Consider the following 25,128-nt stretch of genomic DNA (forward strand, 5'->3'; position numbering starts at 1 on the left):
TGTATTAAATTTTGCACTCTTAAACTTTTCCATAATTTTGCCAAAAAATTAAATAATTGTTTTGGGAAGTAAAAACAAGCTAAAGCGGTTCAGAGAGAACGAGACATTTTCGAATGTAATTCAACCTACAAGAGAGCAAGCGTTGAGTGGTGAATTTGAGTTAAAAGGCAATTGGGGAGCCAATTTTTTTAAGAACGACAATCCTATTGTTTTAGAACTTGGATGTGGTAAGGGTGAGTACACCGTAAATTTAGGGAAAATGTATCCTGAAAAGAATTTTATAGGGATAGACATTAAAGGGGCTCGTTTTTGGAGAGGTGCTAAAACAGCTGTGGAAGATGGAATGGGGAATGTTGGGTTTTTGCGAACACAAATAGAACTTATTGAATATTTTTTTGCTGAAAATGAGATAAGTGAAATTTGGATTACCTTCCCAGATCCACAGATTAAGTATAAGAGAACAAAACACCGTATGACTAATAGCGAGTTTTTACAGCGTTATAAGCGTGTTTTAAATGAGGAAGGGGTAATGCATTTAAAAACAGATAGTGAGTTTATGCATGGATATACTTTAGGGTTGTTACATGGAGAAGGGCATGACGTTTTATATGCCAATCATAATGTTTATAAAAACGAAGGTGCTCCAAAAGAAGTAACAAGTATTCAAACTTTTTACGAAAATCAGTATCTTGAGCAAAATAAACCTATTACCTATATAAAATTCAAAATAAAATAACGGTTTGCATTTAGTTATTCTCTTTTTTGCCACTTATTTTTCTTCTTTTGGAGCCTCTGTAATTCCGGGGCTTCTTAATATGAATGCAGCCAAGATTAGTGCTGAAAAAGGGAAAAAATTTGCGGTTTATTTTAGTGTTGGGGTATGCTCTATTATTGCTTTACAGGCATATTTAGCAGTGCATATCTCTAAGTTTCTTTTTAAGAATAAGCATATTATCGTCTATTTAATGGAAACAGCGCTGGTTATTTTTGCCATACTAGCGGTGTATTTTTTCTTGCATGCGAAGGCGAAAGCAGGTGCCGAAAAAAAGGTAAAATATATTTCGGTTAGTAGAAGAAACAGCTTTTTTAAAGGTATGTTACTTGGTGTTTTAAACCTATTAACGTTGCCTTTTTACTGCGGGCTTAATGCCACCTGGAAAGTTAGTGGATGGATTAAGTTTCAATGGCAAGACACTTTAATATTTGTGATTTCTGCAGCATTAGGCACTTTTTCCATTTTATATGTTTATATTTTTTATTTCCATAAATTAGAGTTAAAATCTAAATCGTTTACACGATACTCAGATTATATTATGGGAGTGTTAATGGTTTTACTAATGCTATTTACCCTAATAAAACTTTACTACCATTAATTTTTGTAGCCAATGAGTACAGCGCCTAATTTTTTTGAAAGTGTATATGAGGTAGCTGCTTTAATACCTTATGGACGGGTTACATCTTATGGTGCTATTGCTAGGTACTTAAGTGCCCCACGTTCTGCCAGAATGGTTGGTTGGGCTATGAACAATTGTAATGGTAGAGAAGACATCCCGGCTCATAGAGTGGTGAACCGTAAGGGGATGTTAACGGGTAAATTTCATTTTGAAGGTACCAACCTTATGCAACAGCTATTAGAAGCCGAAGGAATTAAGGTAAAAGATAATCAGATAGTAGATTTTGAGACACTTTTTTGGGATCCGTCAAAAGAACTTCTTTAAGAAAGCGTTATTCTACCAAACAGACTACAAATTTGGTTTTACCTTCTTTGTTTTGATATACCAAATATCCGCCATGGGCTTCTACAATATTTTTAGACAAGGTTAAGCCAATACCAGCACCATCTTTTCTGGTAGTAAAAAAGGGTAAGAATATTTTATCTTCTATTTCCTTAGGAATACCTTTTCCACTATCTGTAATAGTTATATAAATTCTATTGTTGGTTTGTTCCGCCTCAATGGTAATATTCCTTTCTGTGGTTTCTTGTAATGAGTACATGCTATTGGTAAGCAAATTAATAAAAACTTGTTCCATTAGTAACTTATCTAATAATAACCATCTATTAAAATCGATAGCATTTACCAATGTAATCTTAGATTCTTTTAACAAAGGTTTCATAAACGTTACACAACTATCTATTAGCTCTTGTAGTGATGTTTTTTCTTTTTTAGGAGAGGGTAGCATAGCTAGTTTTCTGTAGCTTTCTACAAATTGTTGTAAGTGATTGCTACGCTGTAACATGGTAGAAACACTCATTTTCATATCGTGTAAATCTTCATCGGTTAAGGTGTCTTGGGTAACCATTTCCTGAAGATTTTGTGATAACGATCGTATAGGGGTAATAGAGTTTAAAAGCTCATGAGAAATAACTTTCATTAGATTGCTCCAGGCTTCTTTTTCCTTTTTATCTATTACTTTTTGAATTGAGTCTAACAACACAACATAATACGTGCCATGCAGGGTCTTTGTGCATGCTGTCTGCATAATAAACGTTTGGTTGTCTTCTTTGTTTACCCGTATCTGTAAAGAAGTTTTAACCTCCTTAAAGTTTTGTGCGTTAATTAGGTCTGCAATTGCGGGAGCTTGTTCCTCAAGGTATTTCCATTTGGTTACTTTCGGAATTTTAAAGTGATTGGAGAAATAGTCGTTCATTAAAAAAATATTTCTTTCTGCTCCTGTGGTTTCTAGTATTAATATACCCGTTTCAATATTGTTTAGTAGAGATTGGTATACTAATTCTTGCGACTGCTGTTTATGCTGTTCTTTTTTTAGTTTATTATACAGTTTGAATAAGCTGGTGTAGTTGTGTCCATTTTTATATACCGAAAAATCAGCCGAAAAATCATTTTGTAGAATAGCATCAATAGTACGTTCGTAAAAATTAAAAGCACTATTAATGTAACTATATATTTCTAATAGCAGCATTAGTAGAATAAAAGTAACAAAGACACCAGAGTAGAAGAAAGCATGTGAAAACAATAACCAGCAGATAAATACAAATACAACAACAATAACCAGTCTGATGAAAAGTGCCTGATGTAATTTTAGTTTTTCCATGCTGTTAGTTTTCTATACCGTATTTTTCTATTCTTCTATACAGTGCACCTCTTGATAATCCTAATTCATCGGCGGTTTTACTTATATTATAGTCGTTTTTAGAGAGTGCTCGTTCAATAGTTATTTTTTCAATTTCAGATAAATCGGCTGATCCCGTTAAGGTATCTTCCAATGGCACATCTTCTAAATCTAAATCGTCTATGGTAATGGTATTGTCCTCACATAGTATAATAGCCCTTTCAATACGGTTTTGCATCTCTCTAATATTCCCATTCCAGCTATATATCTCCATGTGATTCTTAGCAGTATCGTTAAATGTAACGCCTGTTTTTTCGTATTTAGCCATCATGTTCTCGAGTAAAAATTCAGCTAAAGGCAAAATATCTTCTTTGCGTTCTTTAAGAGAAGGTAGCTGTATTTCCATGGTGTTAATACGATAGTATAAATCTTGTCTAAATGTTTTATCCGTCACTTCTTGTTTCAGATTAGCATTGGTAGCACATATGATACGCACATTTACCGGACGAGGTTTAGATTCTCCTAATCGTATAACAGTCTTGCTTTGTATTACCTGTAATAGTTTCGATTGAAGGTGAAGCGGTACATTACCTATTTCATCTAAAAATATGGTTCCGTTTTGTGCAGCTTCAAACCTTCCTGGGCTATCTTGTTTGGCATCAGTAAAAGCACCTTTGGCATACCCAAATAACTCGCTTTCAAAAATATGTTCGCTTAACGACCCTAGGTCTACATGAACAAAAGATTGGGTGGCTTTTGAAGAATTGTCATGTACGTATTTAGCCATGACCATTTTACCCGTACCATTGGCTCCTAAAATCAATACATTGGCATCGGTTTTAGCTACTTTTTTAGCTAAGGTATATGCTTTGTTTATTTCTTTGCTTTCGCCAATAAAATATCTCGCTTTTATAGGTTTAGTACCAATAGATAGCTTTTTATATTTTCTACTTTCATGCACTGCATTCTTAACAATTTCCAGAAGTTTCTCGTTGTCCCAGGGTTTTAATAAATAATCAAAAGCCCCCGATTTAAGTCCTTCCACTGCAGTTTCAACTTTGCCAAATGCCGTCATCAAAATTACCATAGTTCCCTGAGAAAGCTTCTTAATTTCTTTTAGGAAGTAAATACCTTCTCGTCCGTCTTCAAAACCAATCCGGTAATTCATATCTAATAACACTACATCTATGGTATTTTCTGCCAACAAGCCAATAACTTTTTTAGGGTCATTTAAGGTGTAAACTTGTTCGTAATGCTTTTTAAGGAGCATTTTAAGGGCAAAAAGGATGTCTTCCTGATCGTCAATAATTAATATCGATGCGTTCGTTTTTTTCATGTATTGTTCACTTACGGACAAAGGTGTTCATTTATGGGCACTTATAATATATCGTGTTTTTTATATGCTTGAAAAACAGTTTTTTATGAGTTTTTAAATTTTGGTACGGTATTGATGGTATAGTTAAACAAATAGCAATAAATGGACACTATCATTAAAGGTAAAAATAAAAAAAATAAACGGGTATTAATGGGTATAGCTCTTTTTTTGGTTGTAGGAGTACTAGCCTATTTTTCAATGACCAAAAAACGCAGTCTTAATATAAAGAGAGGAGAAATTTCTGTGAAAACAGTTTCTGAAGATTATTTTGAGGACTTTATCGTTTTTCAGGCTAAGGTAGAACCGCTGACATCAACGTTGATTAATGTAGTAGAGGGTGGAGCTGTTCAGGAAATTTTTGTGGCAAATGGCGATATTGTAAAAGCGGGAGAGCCATTGGTACGGTTGTACAATCCGAACACTGAGTTAAGTTACATGAATCAGGAAACAAGCATGATTGAACAAATTAACAACTTGCATAAAGCCCGATTAGATTTGCGTAATCAGGAATTAAGTTTGGAGAAAGACAGGGTTGCTATTGAGCACGACTATGTAGATGCTAAAAACGAATATGACTTAAACAAGCAGCTTTTTGAAAAAGAAATTCTAGCCAAAAATGATTGGATTATTACACAGGAAAAATTTCGTTACCAACAGGAACGAAAAAATATCATTCAGCAAACGGTAGCAAAAGAAAAAGAGGCAAATGCCATACAATTAGCTCAGATGAACCGTTCGCTGACAATTATGGAAAAGAGTTTGGAAATACTTCGTCAGAATAAAAAGAACTTCTTAATTACAGCATCGTTTACCGGTAGATTATCTTCTTTTGAACCGGTACTGGGGAAAACCTATAATGCTGGGGAAACTTTAGGTAAAATAGATGTGATGGAAGGCTATAAGTTATTGGCTGATGTAGATGAGTTTTATTTAGATAAGGTTTCTGAACACCAAAAAGGACAAATAGATTTTAAAGGAGAACTGATAGAGGTAGAAGTAACCAAAGTGATACAGGAAGTAAAAGGAGGACGCTTTATGGTTGAACTAAAATTTGTAACCGATAAAGACCTTGATTTACAACAAGGATTAAGTTTTGGGGTACGCTTAAAACTTTCGGAAAAAGAAAAAGCAGTAGTGGTATCTAAAGGTAGTTTTTACAGAGAGACAGCCGGTAAGTGGATTTTTAAACTAGAAGGAGATAAAGCAATAAGACAGCCAATAGAGTTGGGTAGAGAAAATCCCTTGTATTATGAAGTAAAGAGTGGATTGAAACCAGGCGATAAGGTAATTACATCTAACTATGAAGATTATAAAAAAGTAGAGGTCTTAAATTTTAACTAATAAGCAATTAAAAACGAATAAGTTATGATAGAAATTAATCAATTGTCAAAAGTTTTTAGAACAGAGGAGGTAGAAACTAAGGCTTTAAACAACGTAAGTCTAACTATTAAAGAAGGAGAGTTTGTTACCGTTATGGGGCCATCGGGTAGTGGTAAGTCTACCTTGTTAAATATTATTGGTTTGCTAGATAGCGCTTCTGCTGGTAGCTATAATCTTTTAGGTAATGAAATGGTTGGATTAAAAGAACGTGGTAGAGCAAAGATTAGAAAACAACAAATAGGGTTTGTATTTCAAAACTTTAACCTTATTGATGAGCTATCGGTCTATGATAATATAGAACTGCCCATGGTATACAATGGCGTAGCAGCTTCTGAGAGAGCAAAACGAGTTGAGGAGATGGCAGAACGTTTGGGAATTTCTCACAGATTAAAACATTATCCACAACAATTATCGGGGGGGCAACAACAACGTGTAGCGGTAGCCCGAGCGCTAATTAATGAGCCTAAGATTATTTTGGCAGATGAGCCTACAGGAAACTTAGATAGTAAAAATGGTAATGAGGTAATGGAGCTTTTAACCGATTTACATGCAAATGGAGCTACTATTTTAATGGTAACACATTCCGATTATGATGCTTCATTTTCTCAAAAAACCATACTAATGAAAGACGGTATGATTTTGTCAGAAAAACAGCAGAATAAAAACATAGATATTGTAGTAAACAGCTAGTTCATTCATCACACATCAATCAAACAAATCAATTAAATCAACCAGAAAACTAGAGTTATGCTTAGAAATTGGGTACATATTTTTTTCTACAATATTAAAAATAGTAAATTTTTTACACTACTTAATTTAATAGGATTAAGTATTGGGATCACCGGACTTGTTTTTGCCATATTGTATTGGAACGATGAGCATTCTTATAATGCTTGGAACTCACAAAAAGAAAAGGTGTTTGAGGTTATTAATGGTATGAATGAAAACACGGAGTGGCATACAAGTGTAGCACCTCTTGGTCCTGAGATAATAAATAGTACCGACAAGGTAGCTAGTTATTGCTATTTAAATGACTGGTACTTTTCTGAAAATGTTTACTATAATGACAAAAAAGAACTGGTAGAAAATATACTGAATGCACAAGCCAGTTTCTTTGAATATTTCCCTTTTGAGTTTGTAGAAGGGAATTCTGAAACTGCTTTAGGAGACAATACTATTGCTATTTCTGAAACAACCGCCAAACGTTTGTTTGGAAATGAAAAAGCGTTGAATAAAATTGTACGCTATTCAGGTAATGATATGGTAGTTAAAGGAGTATATAGAATTTTAGGAAAATCGTCAATAAGACCAGATATGGTTACCAATAAAATTGAGCAGTCCTTAAAAAACAATGCAGACTCTTGGGGTAATTACAATTTTGGACTCTTAATAAAGCTTAACGATCCTAAGGATAAAGAGAGTGTTATTAAAACTATTGATGATATTTATTATAGAAAAAAGATAGTCCCAGTGTCAAAGGAACTAGGGTTATCTCCTGAAGAGTTTATAGAGAAGTATGGAGAATTTTATGTGAAGTTACAAGCTCTTAAAGATGTGCGATTGGGTAGTATAGATTCTGGTTTGCCTGAAGGGCAAGGAAACCCTCAGTTTTTAATAATTATGTTAGGGTTATCTATTCTTATTTTAGTATTATCTATTGTAAATTATGTGAATTTGGCAACTGCGAATGCTATTAAAAGAGCTAAGGAGGTTGGTGTACGAAAGATAATTGGTGCTTCTAAGGGAAATATTATTTGTCAATTCTTATTTGAAACCGCTATACTATCGGTATTTGCAATTGCCTTGGCTATGGTGTTGGTAGAGTTGGTGTTACCGTATTATAATGACTTTTTAAAAAAGGAATTGGTGATACAAGGAGGGCTAATTTACAGTCAGTTAATTACCATATTTATTTTATTAGTGGTGATTGCTGGTATTTTCCCAGGCATCTATGTAGCTAATTTTGAAACGTTAAAAGTATTACGAGGTAACTTCGGAAGAAGTAAGAGCGGGGTGTGGTTACGTAACGGAATGCTTATCATGCAATTTGCTATAGCTGCTTTCTTTATTGTAGGGTCTTATATTGTTTATGAACAAGTAAAATTTATGTCTGAAAAAGACTTAGGCTTTAATGGAGATCAGGTTGTAGAAATACGATTAAGAAGAATCAATACAAAGGTCTTTGACCGATATACAACCGTTAAAAATGAGCTTCTAAAAATAGATGGTGTAAAAGAGGTTTCTACGGGGGTATTTGGATTTGGGGAAGGAGCCCGTTCTACCTCTGGTTTTGATTATAAAGACCAAAGCATTCAGGGGCAAAATATGGGAGTAGACTATGGTTTGTTAGAAATGTTGGATGTGCCTGTGATAGAGGGAAGAGATATTTCACCCGATTTTGCATCAGATACTATTAGTTCTATGTTGGTAAATGAGACTGTGGTACGTATGATGAAAGAACCGGAACCTATTGGTAAGGAAATCAAATGGAATGGTACCAACTTGAAAATTATTGGGGTGGTAAAAGACTTTAACCTATTTGGGTTGACCGAAGAAATTCCGCCAATGGTGTTTTTTCATATAAAAACCATTTCGTGGATGCAGTCCAATCTGGATAAGGTATATGTGAAAATAGATGCTGATAAAATGGAGCAGACACTAGCCGATATAGAGACTTTTTGGAATAAAGATGTAGACATAGAGTATGCTTTTGAGTATGAATTTATAAACAAGAAGTATGCTCGTACTTACGAAGAGTATGTAGATCAAAGAAATTTATTTTCAATATTAAATATTGTAGTAATATCTATAGCCTTATTTGGGTTGTTTGCTTTGGCTTCGTATTCTATAGAAAGACGTATGAAAGAAATTGCTATACGTAAAACGTTAGGCGCAAGCACTAAAGATCTTTTAGTTACACTGTCTAAACAATACTTGGTGTTTTGTATAATCGGTTTTTTAATGACCATCTTCCCGGTATACTATCTGTTAAGCACTTGGTTAGATAATTTTGTATTCCGCATTTCAATCTCTGTATTGCCATTCATTATTGGCTTTATTGTATTGGCGTTGCTTACGTTGATTGTAGTGTTAGGAAGGGCTTATAAGGCTACGCGTGTGGATGTATTAACCTATTTAAAATACGAGTAACATGCTGCGTAACTGGATACACATATTTATATACAACATAAAAACAAATAAGTTATTTACATTCTTAAATGTATTGGGGCTTAGTTTAGGAATATCGGGACTTATTTTCTCTATTTTGTATTGGAATGATGAGCATGAGTACAACAAATGGAATCCTGAAAAGGAAAAGGTTTTCCAGGTGATTAATGATTTAAGTCAGATCGAAAGCAGCTTGGGATATTGGAATACCAATACAGTGCCATTGTCTGCCTATTTACAAGAAGAGTTGCCGTACCTAGATGAGTTTTGCTATTTAGATGATTATTATACTGAAGATATACTTTCGTATAACGAAAAGAATGAAATCGTAAAAATTACAGATGCTCAAAGTAACTTCTTTAGTTTTTTCCCATTTACATTTATAAAAGGCACACCACAATCTGCGTTGGCTAATAGAAACTGTATAGCCATTTCAGAAAGTACGGCAGAACGTCTTTTCGGAGATAAGAATCCAATGGATAAAATAATTACCTATGGTAAGGAAAAATTAACCGTAAAAGGGGTATATAAAATTCCGGGTAAGTCGTCGTATGCTCCCGAGGCGGTAACCAATCTCATAGAAGAATTATTAAAGGATAATGCTGATTCTTGGGGTAATTTTAATTACAATTTACTAGTTAAATTAAAAGATCCGAGTAAAGGTGATGGCTTAAAGAAGGCTGTTGAAAATGCTTATATAGAACATAGGATTAACCCGAGTGCAAAAAAAGAAGGTGTAACCGCAGATGAATATGTAAAAGAGCATGGCAAAATAGGCGTTTTGGTAGAACCCCTGGAAACTTCAAGACTATATTCTGTTACCTCAGGATATCCTGAAGGAAAAGGTAATTTACAGATGCTGTATATAATGATTGGCTTGTCTGTTTTAATACTTGTTTTAGCCATTATTAATTATGTAAACCTGGCTACTGCCAATGCGCTAAAACGAGCTAAAGAAGTAGGGGTGCGCAAGGTAATAGGAGCCACTAAGCAAATAATAGTACAGCAGTTTGTTTTTGAAAGCGCCTTGATGATTTTAATAGGTATCATTATGTCTATGGCTTTAGTAGAGTTTACAATGCCTTATTACAATGAGTTTTTAGGAAAAGAGTTAAGTATTAATGGAACTCAATTTTATATACAGTTAATTGTTGTTTTTGTTGTGCTTATTATTCTAGCGGGCTTTTTACCGGCATTGTATGTGGCAAACTTTAGTACCATTAAAGTGCTAAAAGGAGATTACTCCAGAAGTAATAAAGGTATTGGGTTGCGTAACACTATGTTGGTGCTACAGTTTGGTATTGCTGCATTCTTTATAACGGGTTCATACATTGTAAACCAGCAAATGAATTACGTGTCTGATATGGACTTAGGGTACAACAGCAATCAGGTAGTTCAGATATACTTTAGAAATCCATACGATTGGAGAGAAGAGGGGTATAGAAAAAAGTTGCTTAATAAGTTCAACTTTATGGAACAAGAGCTAAAAAAGATAGATGGCATTGAAGAGATGGGTGCAGGTGCTTTTTCTTTTGATAAAGGGAGTAATGTTTCTTCAAGTTTTAGTTACAAGGGGAAAGAAATTCAAGGGCATAACATGGGAATGGATTTTAATGTGCTACCAATGATGGGGATTACGCTAAGAGAGGGTCGATTCCTATCAGCTGAATTTGCGCAGGATACGGTTAGTAACATTCTTATTAATGAAACTGCTGCAAGACTTATGAAGGAGGATCATCCATTAGGAAAGGAAATTCCATGGAGAGGTGATCCGCTAAAAATTGTAGGGGTAGTGAACGATTTTCATACCAGTGGTCCAGAGGAAGAAATTCCTCCAATGGTGTTTTTCCATTTTAAAACGGTAGAATACATGATTAACAATGTACACGATGTGTACATTAAAATAGACCCGGCTAAAACAGAACATGTACTTGCTGAGGTTGAAAAGTTATGGACGCAGAAAATAGATACAGAGTTCCCATTTGAGTATGATTTTGTAGACAAAAAGTTTGCCCGTACGTATCAGCAATATACCAATCAGAAGAATTTATTCTTGTTGTTAAATATTACGGTAGTCATTATTGCGCTATTTGGGTTGTATGCATTGGCATCCTTCTCTATAGAGCGTAAAATGAAAGAAATTGCCATTCGTAAAACGCTGGGAGCCGAAACACAACGTTTGTTGTTTGCTTTGTCTAAGCAATATATTGTTTTTTGTGTTATAGGGTTTGTAATAGCTATTGCCCCCGAATATTATTTACTATCCCTTTGGTTAGACAATTTTGTTAGTAGAATAGAGCTGTCTTTATTTCCGTTTATCGTCGGGTTTGTATCATTAATGGCGTTAACCTTGGTAGTAGTAGTTTTAAAGGCATATATGGCAACAAGTAATGTTGATTTACTAAAATATATAAAGTATGAATAAGGTGTTTATTTCACTATGTTTTTTTCTCATGGGTGTTGTTGTGTGGGGGCAGCAAGAGAGCTGGTCTCTACAACAATGTCTGGAAACAGGGTTGAAAAATAACAGAGATATTAAGATAAAAAAATTGGAATGGGCAAAGGCTAAAAAAGGATATGTGCCCAAATTGCAAACGATGCTACCATTGGTAAACCTTAATGCTAGTCAGAGTTACAATTTTGGATCTACTATTGATCCGGCAACCAATGCAAGGGTGAGTTCAGATATTTTGTATGATAATTTTTATTTGAGTTCGAATTTTTCGTTGTTAGATTTTTCCAACCTTTCCCAGTCAGGAATATATAAGCTGGCTATTGATTTGGCAAAGGCCGATGAAGAGGTAGTAACCTATGAGTATAAGATGATGCTTTTAGAGAAGTTTTTTGATGCATTGTATACGCAAGAGTTGGTGAAAATTCAACAGGAACAACTGCAAAATACCTCTCAAAATTTAGAGAGAGTACAAGACGAGTTTAATTTAGGAAAACGACCAAAAAGTGATTTATATGATATGCAGTTAAGTTTTCAGCAAGAAGTAAAAGCAATGCAGGAAACGGAACAGCTTTTAGATACACAGGTGCTACAGTTATTTCAATTAATGAATATAGATGAGGTACCGGATGAGGTATTTCTTCTAATGCCTAATAGTATGGTGGAATTGGTAGAAGAGAGTGGTGAAGAGAACCCCAAGGTGTTACAAACCGAATTGGCTTATGAAAGCAGTTTAAAGAATATTAACTTACAACGAGCTGCGTTATTGCCGGTTGTTAGTGCTTATTATGAGTTTTCTACTTTTTATTATAAGCCCTTAACTTCGGCAACAGGAGAAACCGTAAATAGCTTTGATTATCAAATAGATTTTAATAAAAACCATGTAGTTGGATTTAAGTTAAGTGTACCTGTTTTTAATGGGTTTAAAACCCGAAGAAAAATTAAAGTGGCCAAGTTGAATAGCGAGCAAATGAAAATTAAAAATCAAGATCAGAAAGTAAAATTAGCACAAGAGATTAAGGTAGCCAAAACACAAATGAGTCAGTACAAACAGTTACAGCAAACCTTAGCTGTAACATTAGATTATGCTAATAAATCTTATATCACAACGGAAGTTAAGTATGCTAGTAACAAGATAGAAATTGTTTCTTTTACTTCGGTTAAAAACCAGTTGCTAACGGCTAAGTATAATGTGTTAAAAAATAGTATGCTGAAAGAATTTACACAGTTAAAATTAAATCTACTTAAATATAACGCATTCATGTTGTAAAAGGGGTAAACCTTTTAAAATATATAGCGTCTAATAATGGCGAATCGGTAAGGTTCGCCATTATTTGTTTTGTGGATTAAGAAGGGTTTTGGGTGCGTATAGCAAAATAGCATGTATTAGATTGTGGTATATTTTAAGGGATTGTAACTTTGGTAACAAACTGATAAATATCATATAATTAACAGTTTTTAAAGAGCTATATTCGCTTACCATCTAATATACAGATATGTTTTAGATAACAAATTTAAAGCGTATCTTTGTAGCTTAGAATGAGTTTAAATAATGCACAAGCATGAAATTAAATAGAAAAGATATAATAGACGCTCTTCAAGGCATCACTGTACCAGGGGAAGGAAAGAATATGGTAGAGAGCGGAGCTGTACAAAATGTAATGACTTTTAGCGATGAAGTAGTGGTAGATATAGTTATAGGAAACCCTAGCTTACAAGCTAAAAAGAAAACCGAAGTAGAGATTATGAAAGTAATTCACGAAAAGGTGTATGAAAAGGCAAAGGTAAAGGTAAATATAAAAGTAGAGGCTCCTGAAAAGCCACAAATTAGAGGCAAAGAAGTACCAGGAATTCAAAATATTATTGCCGTAGCGTCTGGTAAAGGTGGAGTAGGTAAATCTACTATCACTGCAAATTTAGCAGCATCATTAGCTAAAATGGGCTTTAAGGTTGGTTTGTTAGATGCCGATATCTATGGACCTTCTGCACCTATTATGTTTGACGTTGCCGACGAAAAACCTTTGGCGGTAGATATAGATGGTAAATCTAAAATGCAACCTATAGAAAATTACGGAGTAAAAATACTTTCAATAGGTTTCTTTACACAACCTAATCAGGCTGTTATCTGGAGAGGACCTATGGCTGCAAAAGCATTAAATCAAATGATTTTTGATGCTGCATGGGGAGAGCTAGACTTTTTATTATTGGATTTACCTCCGGGAACAGGAGATATTCATTTAAGCATTATGCAGTCGTTACCTATTACAGGGGCTGTTATTGTAAGTACGCCTCAAAATGTAGCGTTAGCAGATGCGCGTAAGGGAGTAGCAATGTTTCGTCAGGATAGCATTAATGTTCCGGTATTGGGTATTGTAGAAAACATGGCTTACTTTACACCTGAAGAATTACCAGAGAACAAGTATTATATTTTTGGAAAAGAAGGAGCTAAGAACTTAGCGGAAGATCTAGAAATACCTTTCCTTGGTGAAGTACCATTGGTACAAAGCATCAGAGAGGCGGGAGATGCTGGTAGACCTGCTGCATTGCAGGAGGATACACCTTTGGAAAGAGCATTTGAAGAGTTGACTAAAAGCGTAGTGTCTGAAGTGGTAAAACGTAACACAAACTTACCGCCAACAGAGGCTATAAAAATAACAACAATGGCCGGTTGTTCATCGGTTAAAAAGTAAATTATGACTACGGATGAAATTAGAATTAATGTAGAAAAGGCGCTCGATGAAATTCGCCCTTTTTTAGAAAGTGACGGAGGCAATATTTCTTTGGTTTCTATAGATGATGATAAATTGGTAAAAGTACGTTTAGAAGGTGCTTGTGTTGGGTGTTCTGTAAACCAAATGACGCTGAAAAGCGGTGTGGAAATGACTATTAAGAAATATGTTCCGCAAATAGAAGAGGTAATTAATATAGCTTAATTGCACATTGTATAGCAAGGATTCTGGTGGGCGAGTTGTATCGTGACTGGTTTCTATTGCCATTTTTTTAATTGGAGAAAAAATATCTTTTTTCCGAAATCTAATGAAATGATAACAACAGATATACTAATTATTGGGGCGGGTCCAACGGGTTTGTTTGCGGTTTTTGAAGCAGGTTTGTTAAAAATGAAATGTCATTTGATAGATGCACTACCGCAACCAGGTGGACAATTAACTGAATTATATCCTAAGAAACCGATTTTTGATATTCCGGGATATCCGGAAGTACTGGCAGGTGATTTAGTCACCAATCTAATGGAACAAATTAAACAATTTGAGCCTGGATTCACCTTAGGAGAAACAGCAGAAACTATAGATAAGAAAGAAGACGGTACTTTTATTGTTACTACCAATAAAGGAACTAAACACCAAGCAAAAGCAATAGCTATTGCAGGAGGCTTAGGAACATTTTTACCTCGTAAACCTCTAATAGAAAACATTGAGTCGTTTGAAGAAAAAGGGGTTGAGTACTTTGTGAAAGATCCGGAACAATTTAGAGATAAAAAGATCTTAATTGCGGGTGGTGGTGATTCTGCTTTAGACTGGAGTATCTTTTTAGCGGATGTTGCAGCTTCGGTTACCTTAGTACACCGTAGAAATGAGTTTAGAGGAGCTTTAGATTCTGTAGAAAAAGTACAGGAATTAAAAACGCAAGGTAAAATAAATCTAATGACTCCGGCAGAAGTTGTTGGTGTTCATGGAGAAGATTATTTAACCGCAGTAGATATTGATAAAGAAGGAGAGGTAATTACGTTAGAAGTAGATAACTTTATTCCGTTATTTGGTTTAACTCCAAAGCTAGGTCCTATTGCAGATTGGGGACTAGAAATAGAGAAGAATGCTATTAAGGTAAACAACGCCTTGGATTACCAAACAAATATAGAAGGTATTTATGCTATTGGAGATGTCAATACATATCCAGGTAAATTAAAGCTAATATTATGCGGTTTCCACGAGGCTACTTTAATGTGCCAGAGTGTTTATAACCGTATCAATCCAGGGAAACGTTATGTGTTAAAGTATACAACCGTTTCTGGGATAGATGGTTTTGACGGAACTAGAAAACAAGCAGAGAAAGCAGTTGTAAAGGCAATACAATAAGTTACTTTTAGTGAAATAAAATAGTGTAATGAGTGATATTACAATTAAAATAAAAGATAGAGAAGGAGTGCAACATTCTGTAGATGCTCCAACAGATATGAACATGAATATAATGGAATTGGTGCGTGCCTATGAGCTGGCTCCTGAAGGTACTATAGGTATTTGCGGAGGTATGGCTATGTGTGCTTCTTGTCAATGTTATATTGAATCGGATCACGAATTACCAGAAAAAACACCTGATGAAGATGCAATGCTTTGGGAGGCGTTTAATGTAAAGGATAATAGTAGACTAGGCTGTCAAATTCATATAACCGAAGCGTTAGACGGGTTAGAGCTAGAACTGGCTCCTGAGGCATAGTCTTAAAACCTATATAAATGAAAAAGGATCATTGGTACAATGATCCTTTTTTATGATTATTATGCTATTTCTTTTTGGGTGATTGTTTCAAAAATACCATCCCATAAGTGAATGCGGTATTTCAGAGCTTCAATAGAAATATCGGTTGCTTCCTGCCACTTTTGTTCATCTGTACCACAAAGTTCACTTACCATTTGTAGTGCCATTGGTCCATGCTCCTCTTCGTCTAACTCAATATGTCTGTCGAAGTAATATACCAGCTTTTCAATATTTAATTCAGGGAAGTGTTGTTGCATTTCTTTCAGAATGGCTGTAAACATATCTGGTATTAGGTCTTCTCTTCCAAAGGTAAAAGCAGCAGCTATTTTATGAGGTTTTCCTTCTTTTATGACACGGAAAGTAAATTGTAAGAAGGCTTTAATACTATCTTCTAAGTTACTTTCTGAAATAAGTGTTTCAATAGGAGTGTCATTTTTTGCTATAGTTGCTAAAAATGCTTTAATAGTAGTAGTATTTGCACCACACTCAATCATGGCATCTAAATACATTTCGTAATGACTTTGCCTTTGTCCTTCTTTGTTAATATCAGTTTCCTCGGCAAGTACAATTTCATTAATTAAATATCGGGTCTCAGGATTTTCATAAGGAATCCAAGGTGTAGTTGTACAGGTAAGTTGTTGTTGCAGAGATTTTAATAAGCTCATAAAATCCCATACAGCATATACGTGATGTTCTAAAAAAACCTTCAGGTCGTCAGGATTCTGGATTTTTTTATATAACTTATGATTTAATAATATTTTTCTGAATGGTAAGATTGATTCTTGTAGTGTAGAAGTCATGTGTTAAAAATTTTCGCAAAATTAGAATAATATATAGGCGGATATGTAATTTTAAAGATTTTTTAACGACTAACTATTAGTACAAATAAATAAAAGGTGACAATGATAATGGTTATATTTGCAGGGCTATGAAGAGATTAGAACAGAACATGCCGTTTAAGTTTTTAATTAGTTGTGAAAAGTTGTTTTTGCACTATGAAAACTTGTTGAATAGTGAAGACGATTATACAGCGTACAAGGCTAAGTACATTGTTGATATAGCAAAGAAATACCCGATTTTAAAAGACGGATTTGATGATATAGCTTTGCTAGAAGAACTTAAAGAACCTTTAAATGTAGTTTTAAGAGATATTTTCGCACCTACTTTAAGTAGTAACGAAATGAAAATAGCTGCAACACCTTTACAAGAGGTTGTACTTTATTCTTCCGATAGATTTAATAGTATTTTGGAATATGCCGGTCCTGGATTTGAACTGGAAATTCGTAATATGTTTGAAGTTGACAAATATATTTTTGGATGTTGTGCTATCTTAAAATCTTATTACAAGGTTAATGTAGATCTTGCAAGGCCACTGTATTATGATATACCTGATAAGAATGGTATTATGCGTAATTATAGAATTACGTATAATGGAGATTTTATAGATATTCAACCAACCGATAAAGCAATCATGTTAACGGAAGATATGATTAGTGAGTTGTTGAATAATTATGATGATATAGAGGTTTGGAAGAAGTATTTTCCGAGAGAAAGTTATATAGGAAAAGGATTTGTAATTTCAAACATGTTTGATGTAACCTTAGATAATGCCATATCTGAGTTAAAAACCAACCTTTTAGCCTTAGACAAGAGTAATAAGTTATTTGCTAATAACTTTAAAGAAATCTTTAAATCGATGTTTGGTATTCCTGATATCAAGCTTGGCTTTACTTTGTATAACGAAGAAGATCAGAGTTTTGAGAAACTTCCGTTTGATGGCGTAAAGAGTATGATTGTTTGTGAGGACAATCATTATGACTGTCATTCTGCTTTATGTGATGAAGCATACGATGCTATTGTTGTTAGAAATAAGTACTATGCTGTTAGCAACATCCCAAAAGCTTATGCAGAACGACCTAATGTAGGGCCCTTTAAAACGTTGCTAGACGGAGGTGTTAAGAGTGCTATTTTGGCTCCTATTTCTAATGATGGTAAGTTATTAGGGACTATAGAAATAGGTTCTCCAAGAATAATTGAATTAAATACCATTAATGCCAATAAGCTAGATGATGTTATACCGTATTTGGTAGTTACTATTTTAAGATCTGAGGCAGAAGATAAGAACCTTATAGAGGTTATTATACAACAAGAATGTACCTCTATTCACGAAAGTGTTTTTTGGAAATTTGAGAAAGAAGCAAAACGTTTCTTAAGAGACGTATCTGCCGGAAAGTCTACAAGTTTTCAGGAGATTGTATTTGAAGATGTTTTTCCGTTATATGGGCAAATTGATATCAAAGATTCTTCGGTATCCAGAAATGAGAGTACCAAGAAAGATTTATTGATACAGCTAAATTTACTGAATAAAATTTTTGATGAGGTTGCTAAACAAGAGTCGTTGCCTATTTATGACGAGATAAAGTATCGAATCAAAACATTTATAAGTGGGTTGCGAGAAGAGTATCATAACGATAGTGAGCAGGTTATTTTAGATTTCCTTCAAGAGGAAATTGATCCTGTTTTAGAGCATTTAGAAGTACTTAGCAGTAATCTTAATGAGTTAGTAAGAAACTACCATGACACTTTAAATGAGAATGGAGTAGTATATAAGTATCGTAGAGATTATGATACCTCTATAGGTACTATTAATAAAGTCATGGCTTCTATTATTGATGAGAAGCAGGTAGAGGCACAAAAAATGTTTCCACACTATTTTGAGCGTTATAAGACAGATGGTGTTGAGCATACGATGTATATAGGAAAATCAATTGCTAACGATAAGAAATTTAGTGAGTTATATCTCAATAATTTAAGGTTGTGGCAATTGCAGGTAATGTGCGATATGGAAAATGAGTTTTATCGTTTGCAACCAGAGTTGGCTTTTAAAATGAAGGCGGCTTCGTTAATTTTAGTTCATAGTACAACCATTTCAATTCGTTTTAGATTAGATGAACATAAGTTTGATGTAGACGGAACCTACAATGCTCGTTACGAGGTTATTAAAAAACGATTGGATAAGTCCTTAATAAAAGGGACTAACGAAAGAGTTACACAAGAAGGTAAAATGGCGATTGTTTATGGATCTAAGAAAGATGAGCATGAGTACATGCGTTATGTGAAGTTACTTCAAGTACAAAAGTATATTTCTGAAAATGTAGAAATTGTAGAGTTAGAATCACTTCAAGGAGTTAGTGGTCTTAAAGCTATTCGTGTAGAGCTTTTATATACGAGTAAAGATCGTTTAAACCAATACTTTACGCTTAACGAATTGTCTGATATAAAAACTAAAGAAACCATAAAAACTTTTAGACTTGGTTAGTGAGCCAAGTCTGAAAGTTGTCTTACATTTCCATATAAATTATACGCAATACCAAAGGCAATTACCGAGATTACAATACCAATAATGAAGATGGTGTATGTAAGTCTCAAAATTTTATATTTTCGATGTAAAACAAGACCTAAGAAGTATAAATCTCTAGTGAGACTTTTATATAAATAATCTTTGTCTTTAACCAATTCACCAACTGCCCATTCGTAATCGGCAAGCTTCATTTTATGAAAGTTACCAAAGAAGAGTAAGTTCACTTTTCGGTTTTCTACATCTTTTTTTGTAAACTCACCCTGAGTTACATTTGGCCTAGTAGCCAGCACTGATAATGCCATTGAAATAACACTAAAAAGTATAAATATAGCCGTAGGTATAACTAGATATTTGTTGTAAGGATTGTCTAGTTTTGGGAAAATACTTGATAATGCCAGTGAAATAATAATAGCATTAACCGATAATAAAATATTAGCTTTAGAATCGGCAATAGCACTTAGCTCCATATGGTTTTTAAGAGCCACTCTGTACATGGTTTGTATACCTCTCTCTGGACTTTCATTCTTCAATTGAACTTTAAGCTTTTCTTTCTGAATGCTCTTCTTATCTTTTTTATCTTTTTTGAGTAAAGATTTAATGTTTTTTTCTTTTTGTTCTTGCCACAAACTCTTAGCACAGTCGGTATAATAACGGTGCTTAGTAGTTAATAAAGTAATATTTTCGCTACGCCATTCTTCTATAGAAAATTGTTTTATATCTCTTAAAATAAGTTCTTTTCTAAGAAACTCGGTTATTTCAGGATAATTTTCATCACCAAAATGAGAAGAGTCGGCATCTCGTATAATCATTTCAGCAGTGGTTTGCGGATCATATGTATACTTAGTAGACATAATTAGTTTACAAACTTCTTCTATTTGGTTCTTGGGATACTTCTCTTTAGCTAAAAATTCTCTGGCTATATTGCAACTTTTTTCTTCATGATTTTCTCCGCCTTTAGTATACCCGGTATCATGAAAAAAGGCGGCTATAATTAAATTTTTACGCTCTTTATCATTTATTTCACATTTTTCAACCAATACTTTAGTACCTTTAACTACCTGTTGAGTATGACGAAGGGTGTGATATAAAAAAGTTTCATTCAACTCATTAGTTAAAAGATTAGTGGTGTATTCCTCAATTTTAGTAATCAGTTGATTATCCATTTTTAGTAAAAATTTTAACCCAAATTACAAAAAAAAACATACGATTGTCCATGAGAGTAAAAAGTTACCTTGTTTTTATCTTTCTTTTAATATTATTTAACGGTTGTGCAACATACAAAGCACAATTTCTAGAGGAGAATACTACTGTTTCTTATCCTACAGAGAAAACTGTGGAGAAACGTTTTTTCTTAATTGGCGATGCAGGCAATGCACCTTACGGAGAAACTACTTTAGGATTAAAGGCTATGAAATCGGTTTTGGATACCATTTCTAATCAAGATTATGTGTTGTTTTTAGGAGACAATTTATACCCTAAAGGGATGCCAAAAAAGGATAGCCCTAATCGTGAACTTGCAGAATATCGTTTGGATGCACAGGTAAATGCATTGGAAGGTTTTCCGGGGGAAATTATTTTTATTCCGGGAAATCACGAATATTATAGCGAGGGTGTTAAAGGATTGGAACGTGAGGAAAAATATTTAAATAAGAAACTTAAAGATAAGCAAAAACAAACTTTTTTCCCGAAAGATGGTTGCGGACTAACGCAGATAGCTATATCAAATGATATTCAGTTAGTTATAATGGATTCTCAATGGTTTTTGGAAGATTGGGATAAGAATCCGGGGATTAACGATAAGTGCGATATTAAAACCAGACAGAAGTTGTTTTTAGAGGTAGAAGATGCTTTAAAAGATAATCAGGAAAAGACAATTATTTTTGCAATTCACCATCCTTTATATACAAATGGACCACATGGCGGGCAGTTTGCTGCAGAAAAACATTTGTTTCCGTTTCAAACTAAGGTACCAATGCCTGTTGTGGCAAGTTTAATTACCTTGGTAAGAAAGTCTGGCGGAATATCTATTCAGGATCGAATCAATGGACGTTACAAACAAATGGCCGATAGGTTAATTACCCTTGCAAGAAATTCTGACAGAATCATTTTTGTATCGGGGCACGAACACTCTCTGCAATATTCCAGAGATGAAGATATTCCACAAATTGTATCGGGAGCTGGTTCTAAAACGTCTGCTACAAAAATCTCAAATTTTGCACACTTTACTTATGGCAAACAGGGTTTTGCAATTTTAGATGTCTTTGATGATGGCTCATCTTGGGTACGTTATTACGGAGCAAAAGGAGATGGAGCAGAGTTACTGTTTCAAAGTGAAATTCATAAACCGGAACGCATTTTTAAAATGGATAGTTTGCCTAAGGTTTTTCCTGAAACCATTAGTGCATCTGTCTATAAAACAGATGATACTGATAAAACCGAATTGTATGAAGACTTACTAGGGAAACATTATAGAGATGTTTATGGTACTAAAGTAAAGGCAAAAACGGTGGACTTAGATACGTTATTAGGAGGGTTAACGCCAGTACGCATGGGAGGTGGACACCAATCTAAAACGTTACGACTGGTAGATAAGCAAGGCAGAGAATACAATATGCGAGCGCTTGAGAAGAGTGCTACTCAGTTTTTACAAGCTGTAGCATTTAAGGATACTTATATGGAAGACGATCTTGAAAACACATTGCCTGAGCGTATTTTAAAAGACTTTTATACTGCGGCGCACCCTTATGCATCTTTTGTAGTGGGCACCTTGTCTGATGCAGTAGATGTATACCATACCAACCCTAAATTATATTATATCCCTAAACAAAAAGCATTGGGAAAATATAATGAGGAATATGGAGGTGAACTTTATATGATAGAGGAACGTCCCATGGATGAATTTAAGGACTTATATAGTTTTGGAAGACCCGATGATATAGATAGTACCGATAAATTGTTCGAAAACTTACGAAAAGATGAAAAGTATAGCTTGGATGAGGAATCTTATATAAGAGCCAGATTGTTTGATATGTTGTTGGGAGACTGGGACAGGCACGAAGACCAATGGAGATGGGCGCAGTTTGATAAAGAAGATGGTGGGGTGGTGTATAAGCCTATTCCCAGAGATCGCGATCAAGTGTTTTCTAATTATGACGGTAAATTATTAGGTTCAGCTAGAACCATGATTACAGCGGCTAAAATGCTTCAGATGTATGGTGATAATTTGTATGATTTAGAGTGGTTTAATAAAGAACCTATTGCTATGGATAAGATTCTATTACAGAATTATACCCGTAGTGGTTTTAAGAAGGAAGCAGAATATATTCAAAAGCATTTAACAGATGATGTAATTGATAAAGCTTTTAAAGAGTTTCCGGTTGAGGTGCAGACAAAGCAGTTAGAAGGGGTTAAGGAAACACTTAAAAAAAGAAGAGGTAACCTTACCGATATAGCCAACAGGTACTATGAGGTACTTAGTAAATTGGTGATTTTAAAGGGAACTGATAAGGATGATATTTTTGAAATAAACAGAAGTGGAGATGGCGAAACTACTATAAAAATTTACCGAAATATTGATGGTAAGAAGAAAAAGAAAATGGTAGATAAAAAGTTTTATGCAAGTGAGACTAAAGAGATATGGATTTACGGGTTGGATGAAGATGATGTTTTTGAAATAAAAGGGGAAGGAAAGCACCCAATAAAAATTAGGATTGTTGGGGGGCAGAATAATGATATTTATAAAATTGAAAATGGTAAGGACATTATTGTATATGACCATAAGTCCAAGAAAAATACTATTAAAGAAAAAGGTGGAGCGAATTTTGAGCTAACCGATGATTATGAGATAAATCTATTCAATTATAAGAAAGATAAATATACATCGGGTACATTTTTACCGGCTGTTGGTTTTAACCCTGACGATGGGGTGAGTTTAGGTATTAAGGCAACCATTACCAATTTTGGATTTGAACGTAATCCATTTACTTATAAACATACTATAACAGCGGGTTATTACTTTGCAACCGACGGGTTTCAATTGATTTATGATGGCGAGGTAGCTAAGATATTTGATAAAACCAATTTGCAATTTGGTGGGCGCATGACCAGCGATAATTTTGCTCAAAACTTTTTTGGGTACGGTAGCGATACTCCTAATTATGACGATGAATCCGGAATGGATTATAACCGTATTAAAATGCGATTTTTAACAGCTTATGCCGGCTTGGTTCGCAGGTCTAATTACGGTAGCGATTTTGCATTAAAGGTCATGTTTAATGGTGCTGAAGTACATAAGTCGGAAGGACGTTTTATAGATACTTTTGATGCGTCAAATCGATTTTTTGACTGGGAGTATTTTTCTACTTTAGAAGGAAGTTATAACTTTGAAAGTTATGATGATAAGTTAACGCCAGGTAGAGGAATGGCGTTTAATTTAACCACTGGTTTTACTGGAAATTTAGAAGATTTTGATCGTAACTTCGGGTATTTAAAATCGAGTGTATCGTTTTATAATCCTATTTCTAGAAGTAAACGTTTGGTGTTGAAATCTTCTGCGGGTACCCATGTAAATTTTGGTGATGGTTTTGAGTTCTATCAGGCAGCTAATTTAGGAGGTAATACCGGATTAAGAGGATACAGAAATCAACGTTTTACGGGTAGAAATAGCTTGGTTTTTAATGAAGATGTACGTTATAGCCTAAAGGATATTAAAACAAGCTTCTTACCACTAAGAGTAGGTGTTTTTGCAGGGATAGATTACGGACGTGTTTGGATAAAGAATGATACAGCTAATAAATGGCAACATTCGTACGGAGGCGGAATGTGGATAAACATCTTAGACTCTGTGAATACAGATGTTATGCTATTTACCTCAGACGATGGTCCACGTTTTTCATTTGCTTTTGGGTTTAAGTTTTAAGGAATTTTAAGTTCATATAGTTTAGGGTGTTTCTTTTTAGAGGCTTCATCACTTATAAGTAAGGTGTGTTGATCTTTAAATGCTATAGACTCCTTTTGTGAATTATTGTTCATATTAATTGTGGTTAGTTTTCCTGAGAAGAAGTTGTTACCGCTATAGTTACTAAACAGGTATACATGCTTGTGGGTTAGCAAAGCTATTGTACTTTTATCAGGTGAAATATCTGCAGCGGTTATACTTCCAATAGTATAGGTGTCTCCAAAATGATAAGAATCTATAAGCTTGGCTTCATAATCCCCGGGTTGGGCAGGTATACGGTACATGTTACACATTCCTTGATAGGGGTGACTTCTATCTTTTGTGAATAAATATAAGTTATTATTTAAATAAAAGAAGGCCTCGCAATCGTAGAAGAGTTCATCTTTTTTTGGAGGAAAGTCCTGCTGATCTTCATAATGAAATGTTATTTTTTGCGCCTTTGTTTTATCCGATTTAATATCATCAGGATTCGAAATAATGTAAATGGCTAAGTTATCACGTTTGTTTGCATTGTTCCCAAAATCGCCTATGTAAATATTGCCTTTGTTATCAGAAGTTAGTTCTTCCCAATCTACATTTTGTGCATTGGTGATTTCTATAGAAGTTTTAATATCCCCGTCATTGGCTACCTTGTAAATATTATTTTTATTACCGGAATCTTCAATAAACCAAAGATTTTCAGATTTTGTGATTGCCAAGCCTGAGTTCTCTTTTAGCTTTTTAGAAAGTTTAGTTAGGGTAGTTAATTGTCCGTAATTAGAACAACTGATTAATATTAGAAAGCCTAAAAATGTAAATAATTGTTTCATGGCAGTAGTTTGTTGCAATATATCATTTGTATTTATTTCTAAAGAGAGTTTAAGAATCTTTAA

General features: G+C 34.3%; 19 protein-coding genes. 14 read left to right on the forward strand and 5 right to left on the reverse strand.

What is annotated here, in order from left to right:
- Nucleotides 1-61 precede the first annotated feature (61 nt).
- From trmB to NBRC110019_RS02375, 3 genes are read left to right on the forward strand one after another with little or no spacing between them, the layout of a single operon-like run.
- Nucleotides 62-736 carry a tRNA (guanosine(46)-N7)-methyltransferase TrmB gene (gene trmB, locus NBRC110019_RS02365; protein WP_281751960.1) on the forward strand — a complete coding sequence of 225 codons (675 nt, stop codon included), beginning with the start codon at nt 62-64 and terminating at the stop codon, nt 734-736.
- A gap of 4 nt (nt 737-740) precedes the next feature.
- Nucleotides 741-1,373, forward strand: a complete 633-nt coding sequence (locus NBRC110019_RS02370) for a lysine transporter LysE (RefSeq protein WP_281751962.1) — start codon at nt 741-743, stop codon at nt 1,371-1,373.
- A gap of 12 nt (nt 1,374-1,385) precedes the next feature.
- Nucleotides 1,386-1,718: an MGMT family protein gene (locus NBRC110019_RS02375; RefSeq protein ID WP_281751965.1), complete on the forward strand. Its 333-nt coding sequence runs from the start codon at nt 1,386-1,388 to the stop codon at nt 1,716-1,718.
- 7 nt (nt 1,719-1,725) lie between these two features.
- On the opposite strand, the gene NBRC110019_RS02380 is transcribed toward NBRC110019_RS02375, so the two are convergent.
- The gene (locus NBRC110019_RS02380; RefSeq protein WP_281751966.1) at nt 1,726-3,054 is read right to left on the reverse strand and encodes a sensor histidine kinase; all 1,329 of its coding nucleotides are present in this window, start codon (nt 3,052-3,054) and stop codon (nt 1,726-1,728) included.
- 4 nt (nt 3,055-3,058) lie between these two features.
- A complete protein-coding gene (locus tag NBRC110019_RS02385) occupies nt 3,059-4,408 on the reverse strand; it encodes a sigma-54-dependent transcriptional regulator (RefSeq protein ID WP_281751968.1) in 1,350 nt (449 codons plus the stop codon).
- 141 nt (nt 4,409-4,549) lie between these two features.
- Between NBRC110019_RS02385 and NBRC110019_RS02390 the strand changes: the two genes are divergently transcribed.
- The 9 genes from NBRC110019_RS02390 (at nt 4,550) to NBRC110019_RS02430 (ending at nt 15,899) form a co-directional block, all read left to right on the forward strand.
- Complete coding sequence (locus tag NBRC110019_RS02390; RefSeq protein ID WP_281751970.1) at nt 4,550-5,788, forward strand: efflux RND transporter periplasmic adaptor subunit; 1,239 nt, start codon at nt 4,550-4,552, stop codon at nt 5,786-5,788.
- Between the two features lie 24 nt (nt 5,789-5,812).
- Complete coding sequence (locus tag NBRC110019_RS02395) at nt 5,813-6,517, forward strand: ABC transporter ATP-binding protein (protein WP_281751972.1); 705 nt, start codon at nt 5,813-5,815, stop codon at nt 6,515-6,517.
- Between the two features lie 57 nt (nt 6,518-6,574).
- Nucleotides 6,575-8,977 carry an ABC transporter permease gene (locus tag NBRC110019_RS02400; RefSeq protein ID WP_281751974.1) on the forward strand — a complete coding sequence of 801 codons (2,403 nt, stop codon included), beginning with the start codon at nt 6,575-6,577 and terminating at the stop codon, nt 8,975-8,977.
- Nucleotide 8,978: 1 nt separating this feature from the next.
- Complete coding sequence (locus NBRC110019_RS02405) at nt 8,979-11,420, forward strand: ABC transporter permease (RefSeq protein ID WP_281751977.1); 2,442 nt, start codon at nt 8,979-8,981, stop codon at nt 11,418-11,420.
- On the forward strand, nt 11,413-12,717 hold the full coding sequence (locus NBRC110019_RS02410; protein ID WP_281751979.1) for a TolC family protein: 1,305 nt from the start codon (nt 11,413-11,415) through the stop codon (nt 12,715-12,717). The genes NBRC110019_RS02405 and NBRC110019_RS02410 overlap by 8 nt, the downstream gene beginning before the upstream one ends.
- Before the next feature lie 292 nt (nt 12,718-13,009).
- Nucleotides 13,010-14,137 carry an Mrp/NBP35 family ATP-binding protein gene (locus NBRC110019_RS02415; protein ID WP_281751981.1) on the forward strand — a complete coding sequence of 376 codons (1,128 nt, stop codon included), beginning with the start codon at nt 13,010-13,012 and terminating at the stop codon, nt 14,135-14,137.
- Nucleotides 14,138-14,140: 3 nt separating this feature from the next.
- Nucleotides 14,141-14,380 (forward strand): NifU family protein, encoded by a 240-nt coding sequence (locus NBRC110019_RS02420; RefSeq protein WP_281751983.1) that lies wholly within the window; start codon nt 14,141-14,143, stop codon nt 14,378-14,380.
- A 108-nt stretch (nt 14,381-14,488) separates the two neighbouring features.
- Nucleotides 14,489-15,541 (forward strand): NAD(P)/FAD-dependent oxidoreductase, encoded by a 1,053-nt coding sequence (locus tag NBRC110019_RS02425; RefSeq protein ID WP_281751985.1) that lies wholly within the window; start codon nt 14,489-14,491, stop codon nt 15,539-15,541.
- Between the two features lie 28 nt (nt 15,542-15,569).
- Entirely contained in the window at nt 15,570-15,899 is a 330-nt protein-coding gene (locus NBRC110019_RS02430; RefSeq protein ID WP_281751987.1) for a 2Fe-2S iron-sulfur cluster-binding family protein, read from the forward strand.
- Between the two features lie 59 nt (nt 15,900-15,958).
- Here NBRC110019_RS02430 and NBRC110019_RS02435 read toward each other — a convergent pair whose 3' ends face one another.
- Nucleotides 15,959-16,738 carry a DUF3050 domain-containing protein gene (locus tag NBRC110019_RS02435; RefSeq protein WP_281751989.1) on the reverse strand — a complete coding sequence of 260 codons (780 nt, stop codon included), beginning with the start codon at nt 16,736-16,738 and terminating at the stop codon, nt 15,959-15,961.
- A gap of 128 nt (nt 16,739-16,866) precedes the next feature.
- Here NBRC110019_RS02435 and NBRC110019_RS02440 point away from each other — a divergent pair, with 128 nt between their 5' ends.
- On the forward strand, nt 16,867-19,257 hold the full coding sequence (locus NBRC110019_RS02440) for a GAF domain-containing protein (protein ID WP_281751990.1): 2,391 nt from the start codon (nt 16,867-16,869) through the stop codon (nt 19,255-19,257).
- Here NBRC110019_RS02440 and NBRC110019_RS02445 read toward each other — a convergent pair.
- A complete protein-coding gene (locus NBRC110019_RS02445; protein ID WP_281751992.1) occupies nt 19,254-20,462 on the reverse strand; it encodes a Pycsar system effector family protein in 1,209 nt (402 codons plus the stop codon). The genes NBRC110019_RS02440 and NBRC110019_RS02445 overlap by 4 nt on opposite strands.
- A 50-nt stretch (nt 20,463-20,512) precedes the next feature.
- Between NBRC110019_RS02445 and NBRC110019_RS02450 the strand changes: the two genes are divergently transcribed.
- Nucleotides 20,513-24,217, forward strand: coding sequence for a metallophosphoesterase (locus NBRC110019_RS02450; RefSeq protein ID WP_281751994.1), 3,705 nt, complete (start codon nt 20,513-20,515; stop codon nt 24,215-24,217).
- On the opposite strand, the gene NBRC110019_RS02455 is transcribed toward NBRC110019_RS02450, so the two are convergent.
- Nucleotides 24,214-25,065, reverse strand: a complete 852-nt coding sequence (locus tag NBRC110019_RS02455) for a hypothetical protein (RefSeq protein WP_281751996.1) — start codon at nt 25,063-25,065, stop codon at nt 24,214-24,216. The two genes, NBRC110019_RS02450 and NBRC110019_RS02455, sit on opposite strands and share 4 nt — an antisense overlap.
- Nucleotides 25,066-25,128 lie beyond the last annotated feature (63 nt).

Source organism: Neptunitalea chrysea, assembly GCF_027924145.1.
Lineage (GTDB): Bacteria > Bacteroidota > Bacteroidia > Flavobacteriales > Flavobacteriaceae > Neptunitalea > Neptunitalea chrysea.

Excerpts from the sequence above, each read along its gene's own strand:
- NBRC110019_RS02375 (WP_281751965.1), top strand. The coding sequence starts at position 1,386 with ATGAGTACAGCGCCTAATTTTTTTGAAAGTGTATATGAGGTAGCTGCT.
- NBRC110019_RS02380 (WP_281751966.1), bottom strand. The coding sequence starts at position 3,054 with ATGGAAAAACTAAAATTACATCAGGCACTTTTCATCAGACTGGTTATT.
- NBRC110019_RS02385 (WP_281751968.1), bottom strand. The coding sequence starts at position 4,408 with ATGAAAAAAACGAACGCATCGATATTAATTATTGACGATCAGGAAGAC.
- NBRC110019_RS02390 (WP_281751970.1), top strand. The coding sequence starts at position 4,550 with ATGGACACTATCATTAAAGGTAAAAATAAAAAAAATAAACGGGTATTA.
- NBRC110019_RS02395 (WP_281751972.1), top strand. The coding sequence starts at position 5,813 with ATGATAGAAATTAATCAATTGTCAAAAGTTTTTAGAACAGAGGAGGTA.
- NBRC110019_RS02400 (WP_281751974.1), top strand. The coding sequence starts at position 6,575 with ATGCTTAGAAATTGGGTACATATTTTTTTCTACAATATTAAAAATAGT.
- NBRC110019_RS02405 (WP_281751977.1), top strand. The coding sequence starts at position 8,979 with ATGCTGCGTAACTGGATACACATATTTATATACAACATAAAAACAAAT.
- NBRC110019_RS02410 (WP_281751979.1), top strand. The coding sequence starts at position 11,413 with ATGAATAAGGTGTTTATTTCACTATGTTTTTTTCTCATGGGTGTTGTT.
- NBRC110019_RS02415 (WP_281751981.1), top strand. The coding sequence starts at position 13,010 with ATGAAATTAAATAGAAAAGATATAATAGACGCTCTTCAAGGCATCACT.
- NBRC110019_RS02420 (WP_281751983.1), top strand. The coding sequence starts at position 14,141 with ATGACTACGGATGAAATTAGAATTAATGTAGAAAAGGCGCTCGATGAA.
- NBRC110019_RS02425 (WP_281751985.1), top strand. The coding sequence starts at position 14,489 with ATGATAACAACAGATATACTAATTATTGGGGCGGGTCCAACGGGTTTG.
- NBRC110019_RS02430 (WP_281751987.1), top strand. The coding sequence starts at position 15,570 with ATGAGTGATATTACAATTAAAATAAAAGATAGAGAAGGAGTGCAACAT.
- NBRC110019_RS02435 (WP_281751989.1), bottom strand. The coding sequence starts at position 16,738 with ATGACTTCTACACTACAAGAATCAATCTTACCATTCAGAAAAATATTA.
- NBRC110019_RS02440 (WP_281751990.1), top strand. The coding sequence starts at position 16,867 with ATGAAGAGATTAGAACAGAACATGCCGTTTAAGTTTTTAATTAGTTGT.
- NBRC110019_RS02445 (WP_281751992.1), bottom strand. The coding sequence starts at position 20,462 with ATGGATAATCAACTGATTACTAAAATTGAGGAATACACCACTAATCTT.
- NBRC110019_RS02450 (WP_281751994.1), top strand. The coding sequence starts at position 20,513 with ATGAGAGTAAAAAGTTACCTTGTTTTTATCTTTCTTTTAATATTATTT.
- NBRC110019_RS02455 (WP_281751996.1), bottom strand. The coding sequence starts at position 25,065 with ATGAAACAATTATTTACATTTTTAGGCTTTCTAATATTAATCAGTTGT.